This window comes from Candidatus Accumulibacter vicinus (assembly GCF_000584955.1).
GTDB classification, from domain to species: Bacteria; Pseudomonadota; Gammaproteobacteria; order Burkholderiales; family Rhodocyclaceae; genus Accumulibacter; species Accumulibacter vicinus.
Genome location: NZ_JDSS02000037.1, coordinates 95,011 through 100,156 on the forward strand (window position 1 = coordinate 95,011; position 5,146 = coordinate 100,156).

Here is a 5,146-nt window from a genome sequence, read left to right on the forward strand (position 1 = left end):
GTTGGTGATGAAGGCGTGGAACGCATGCGTGTAGATGGCGCTGACTTTATTGATTCCTACAAAGGATTAAAGAAGGCTATAACCTATGTTCGGAAAAATCGTGCCCCGATTTTAGTTCATGCCAATTGCCCATTGTTGGGGCATCATACCTCAGGTGTGCGTAAGGAGTGGTACAGGGGAGAAGATCTGGATGTCCAGCAGCTTAATGACCCGATTGTAAAGTTTGAGAAATGGTTGAGTGCTTCCGGTGAAACGGAAAAAACGTTGAGTGACATCAGGAAGATTGCTTATGAAAAGGTAGCTCATGATTATCAGCAAGCTATTAAAGCCGCTGATCCTGATGTTGAAGATTTTGATTCGCATGAGTTTGCACCAACGCCTGTTACCGAAGAAAAGGGAGAACGTTTACCTAAAGGAGCAGGACCCAGGAACGCTTTTTCCAGCTCGTCATATCAATCCGCATCCCCGCCGCAGCGGGCAATTCAAGTGGGTTCGAGGTCGCCGATCGAGAACGATCGGCAGGGGTCAGAGTGCAGCGAGTGGATCAGCGACCATGGGTGCGCCGCGACAAAACCAGACCAACAAGCTGCCTGCAGCGCTATAACTCTGACCGAGGTAGTGATCAAGTAAAATCCTTAATGGCCGTAGAAACAATTGTATAACTGCCTGCCCGGATTACAGGAGTGGGACCATGAGAATTCCATCTGAATTATTGCCGCCGGTCGGAACTCTGATCAAGGAAGTCGACAGGGCGTCCGGACCGGTGGAGCCTGCAGCCAGACTCACCGACGAGCTGGCGGCCTCGCCGCAAGGCCAGCCCCCGCCGTCGAGAAAAAAGGGGAAACCCCCGCCGCCCCCAACCGCCATCAGCCCGGAGGAAGCAAGCAGGCCCGAACCGGTAGAGCGCAGACATGGCGACCGTCGTTCAAAGAACCAGCCGGTCCTGCTCGACACCCGCTCGAACCGGGGCCGGCGGCGCGCACCGGGCGAAGCCCCGATCAATATCAAAGTCTGAGATCTGCTGCTCGCTCCTTTCGGCGGTTTTGGCGGCCATCGGCATCGGCCGTGAAGCGCACCCGGACGCCGACAAGCGCTACGCCGCCAGGGTTTTCTAGCTCTCGAGGGCTTCCCAGCGATCGAGCAGGGCCAGGAGTTGCTCATCGATTTCGCACAGGCGCGCCGACAGCTCTCCTGCTGCCTGCGGCTGTGCCTGGTACAGCGCGGGGTCGGCCAGCCGTTCGCCGATCCGCTTCTGCTCGGCTTCAAGGGCGGCGATGCGTTGTGGCAGTTCGGCGAGTTCCTTGGCCTCCTTCCACGACAGTTTGCTGGTGCTGGCCTTCGGCCGGGGCGGCCTGGCGACCTCGACCGGTCGCGGATCACCACGTTTGCTGCTGCTCTCCACCGTGGAGGATTCTTCCCTGCGGCGAGCGGCCTGATAATCGGCCCAGTCCTGATAACCGCCGGCGTACTCTCGCCAGAGGCCGCCGCCCTCGGCTGCGATGGTCTGGGTCACGACGTTGTCGATGAAGGCACGATCGTGGCTGACCAGAAACAAGGTGCCCGTGTAGTCCTGGAGCAGTTCCTCGAGCAGTTCGAGAGTCTCGATGTCGAGGTCGTTGGTCGGTTCGTCGAGCACCAGCACGTTCGCTGGCCGCGCGAACAGGCGCGCCAGCAGCAGCCGGTTGCGCTCGCCACCGGACAGCGAACTGACCTGCGAGCGCGCACGCTGTGGTGCAAACAGGAAGTCCCCAAGATAGCTGATCACGTGTTTGCGCTGATGGGCGATCTCGACGAAATCCGACCCCGGCGAGATCACGTCGATCAGTGTCGCCTGTTCATCGAGCTGACTGCGAAACTGGTCGAAATAAGCCACCTGCACTTTCGTTCCGAGATGCACCTTGCCGGTATCGGGGCGCAATTCACCGAGAATCAGGCGCAGCAGCGTCGTCTTGCCAGCGCCGTTCGGGCCGATGATGCCGATCTTGTCGCCGCGCTGTACCCGACAGGAGAAATCGCGTACCACCACCTGCTCGCCAAAACGCTTGCCGGCGTGCTCGAGCGCCGCCACCAGTTTGCCGCTGCGGTCGCCGGCATCGAGCGCCAACTCGACCTTGCCCTGGCGCTCGCGCCTTGCCGCACGTTCCCGGCGCAGTCGCTCGAGGCGCAGCACGCGCCCTTCGTTGCGGGTGCGACGGGCCTTGATGCCCTGCCTGATCCACACCTCCTCCTGCGCAAGAAACTTGTCCGCGCGTGCATTGTTCAGCGCCTCGTCGTGCAGCATCGCCTCCTTGCGCATCTGATACTCGCCAAAACTGCCCGGGCAGGAAAGCAGGCGGCCACGGTCGAGTTCGACGATGCGGGTGGCCACCCGTTCGAGAAAGCGACGGTCGTGGGTGATGAACACCAGCGTCACGCCCGCGGCAACCAGCATCTCCTCGAGCCATTCGATGGCGCCGACATCGAGATGGTTGGTCGGCTCGTCGAGCAGCAACAGCTCGGGGGAAACCGCCAGGGCCTGCGCCAGCGCCAGGCGTTTTTTCTGACCACCGGAGAGTGTTCCGACCAGGGCGTCGGCATCGAGCGAGAAGCGCTGGATGACGCGCTCGGCCTGCGCCTCGAATGTCCACGCGTGCCGTGCCTCCAGTTCCGTCTGCAGCGCCTGCATACGTTCCAGCAGCTTTTCATGGTCTGCTGCAGGGTCGGCAAGCGCGTGCGAGACGGCATGGTATTCGGCAAGCAGCGCCGACAACTCGCCCATGCCGGCGACAACGGCAGCGAAAACCGTCAGATCGGCATCAAAGGGCGGCTCCTGCGGAACATGGCCGATCCGCAGGCCCGGTTGCAGCCACACCTTGCCGTCATCGAGCGCCCCACAACCAGCGAGAGCGCTCAACAGCGAGGACTTGCCGGTACCGTTACGGCCAATCAGCGCGACCCGCTCGCCAGCGTCGAGCTGGAAATCCGCATGGTCAAGGAGCGGCACATGACCGAAGGCAAGGGAAGCGTCGGAGAGAATCAGGTATGGCATGCGTGCGGTTCCCCTTCCTGAGGGATGGCCTGCGCAAATGCGGCGGCGAGTTGGCGTAATCCAGGGTCAGCGGCTACAATACGCGCCCGACTCCTCGTAGCATAATGGATAGTGCACACGCCTCCTAAGCGTGGGATACAGGTCCGATTCCTGTCGAGGGGACGCGGCAGGCATCCAGGGCCGTCCGGCATGGTCTATCAATCCGGTGACAACGAGCGCGGGAGGCGAACGGTCGAGGAATGACATGACATTGCGCGCCGAGCGATCGATTTCATGTCATGAACAGGGTATCAAGCATCCGGCCCACCACAAAAGCTTCGGCTGCCGCCACGCCGATACTTGCCCCGCGCCATCTCGCCAGATGCTCACAAGCCTTGACTGAGCGCGCATGTGGCCAATCCTTCATCTCCAGGGCATAACTGCCGAGCGCGGCCAGTTTGCGATCAAGCGTAGAAGAAATATCGCAGAAATAGTTCGGGACAAAACCGCTGTTCCCTGACATGCGCCACTCGGTACTCGACGGCACCTCGAAAAACAGGACCTGACGCAGTTGGTTTCCCGGTTGCGGACGGCAGGCCGTCTGCACGGCTTCGCTGACAACCCGGTGATCGATGTTCAGATCGCCAGGGAAATGGGTATAAATGATGTCAGGCCCGGTCATCTTCACATGGGACTCGACGGCCTTGACCACCTCGAGCAGATGCTCGCCATCCATTCGGTTATCGGGAAAATCGAGCATTGCCAGAGAGGTCGATCCGAGCCGATCGTGCGCCTCCCTGGCGGCTGCGGAGAGAACCGACAACTGTTCTCCGGCGGCGGTTCGGTCACGCTGCTCCGAACGACTGGTGACCCCTTCCGCCAGGATCAGCACATGGACATGATCGCCCTGGGCAAGGTGCCTGGCCATGGTCCCCCCGCAACCCAACACTTCGTCATCCGGGTGAGCGGCAACGACCAGAACACTTCTAACGGTCATGACTTTTCCATACACCCCAGATCATGAAAGTCATGACCGTTTCCCTCTCCCCCGACCCCTCCCCCACAAGTGGGGAGGGGAGATTCGTGAGTCGCTGACGCGACTTTCACATTAAGCACGCGGCTTCCTTGCGACGATGTTCCAGGAGGCGAACTGATGGTTGTCCTGTGGCTCATATCGTCGCATGAGTTTTTCTTCGATGAACAAAATCTCGAAATTCGAAAACAGATCCCGAAGATGAGCTGCATCGGAAAAGTGGACTTTTCCTACCCCGGTGAACTGACCCTTGCTGTAGCCTGTTCTCGTAAAATCATCATCCACGGCTTCGCCGGACAAGAAATCGCTATGATTCATGGAAAACCAATCAGAGCCGATAAATATGCCGTCAGGCTTGAGCGCGTCCGAAACGATCTGCAATGCACTTCTGATCGACACCGTGTTGTTATGGGTCAACGAAGCCCGGTCGAGAACGAGATCAAATCTTCCCTCGAACGGTTGCTGAATTGTAAAATCTGCTTCAATGATATTTTGAATCAGGCCAGGATAGCGTTGATGCAGTTTTTTAACAATGGTTGGACTACCCTCTATGCCATGATAGTCCATACCAAGCGAAATGAATAAGGGTATATTCGCACCCGCCCCTGAGCCGAGTTCAAGAACACGCCCACCGCCTGCCACAAGGATCGGTTTAAGGTGCCGATGTACCAGGCTGACCACATCGGACCACGGCCATACCGACAGATGAGTGCTTTCCGCGTAACGCTGCTCCCATTCAGAACTGAAACTCATGTCATTTCCCGGTCAAAACATGATGTATGTCCGAACCGCAGTTCATCCAGTAATCGACGATGCACATATAGGGTTCGAAATTTCCCCATAACTGGGGATAGGCTGGATGCCGAAAATCCTGGTAATCGATCGTTATTCCGGCGTCTGCAAAACGGTCCTCGTCCAGATAGTTTTTCCCCAGAGCGCCGGACAGATATTTTTCTGCCCCGAAGTGCTGGCACAGATCCAGGATCAATTGCGATTTTCTGCTGGTTATCGGCAATTCCGATGCACGAACAATCCTTGTGTTCATTCTGAATTCCGTCACCCAGAATCGAAGCTGCTGCCAGCACAGCTCGGCAAGATTGGATTGC

Annotated in this window: 6 protein-coding genes and 1 tRNA gene; 3 read left to right on the plus strand and 4 right to left on the minus strand. The window is 58.4% G+C overall.

Features of this window, described 5'->3' with window-relative positions:
* On the plus strand, positions 1-630 hold a 630-nt coding region (locus CAPSK01_RS23450; RefSeq protein WP_273703865.1), incomplete at its 5' end, for a thiamine pyrophosphate-dependent enzyme.
* A 61-nt stretch (positions 631-691) separates the two neighbouring features.
* On the plus strand, positions 692-1,015 hold the full coding sequence (locus CAPSK01_RS16250) for a hypothetical protein (RefSeq protein WP_273703866.1): 324 nt from the start codon (positions 692-694) through the stop codon (positions 1,013-1,015).
* 96 nt (positions 1,016-1,111) lie between these two features.
* Here the strand turns inward: CAPSK01_RS16250 and CAPSK01_RS16255 are convergent, their stop codons facing one another.
* On the minus strand, positions 1,112-3,028 hold the full coding sequence (locus CAPSK01_RS16255) for an ATP-binding cassette domain-containing protein (RefSeq protein ID WP_034929048.1): 1,917 nt from the start codon (positions 3,026-3,028) through the stop codon (positions 1,112-1,114).
* Between the two features lie 90 nt (positions 3,029-3,118).
* Here CAPSK01_RS16255 and CAPSK01_RS16260 point away from each other — a divergent pair.
* Positions 3,119-3,190: transfer RNA gene (locus CAPSK01_RS16260), tRNA-Arg, on the plus strand.
* A gap of 109 nt (positions 3,191-3,299) precedes the next feature.
* On the opposite strand, the gene CAPSK01_RS16265 is transcribed toward CAPSK01_RS16260, so the two are convergent.
* The 3 genes from CAPSK01_RS16265 to CAPSK01_RS23455 all read right to left on the minus strand — a co-directional run.
* Positions 3,300-4,004 (minus strand): PIG-L deacetylase family protein, encoded by a 705-nt coding sequence (locus tag CAPSK01_RS16265; protein ID WP_034929051.1) that lies wholly within the window; start codon positions 4,002-4,004, stop codon positions 3,300-3,302.
* Between the two features lie 111 nt (positions 4,005-4,115).
* The gene (locus CAPSK01_RS16270; RefSeq protein WP_034929054.1) at positions 4,116-4,793 is read right to left on the minus strand and encodes a class I SAM-dependent methyltransferase; all 678 of its coding nucleotides are present in this window, start codon (positions 4,791-4,793) and stop codon (positions 4,116-4,118) included.
* 1 nt (position 4,794) lies between these two features.
* On the minus strand, positions 4,795-5,146 hold a 352-nt coding region (locus CAPSK01_RS23455; RefSeq protein WP_273703867.1), incomplete at its 5' end, for a WbqC family protein.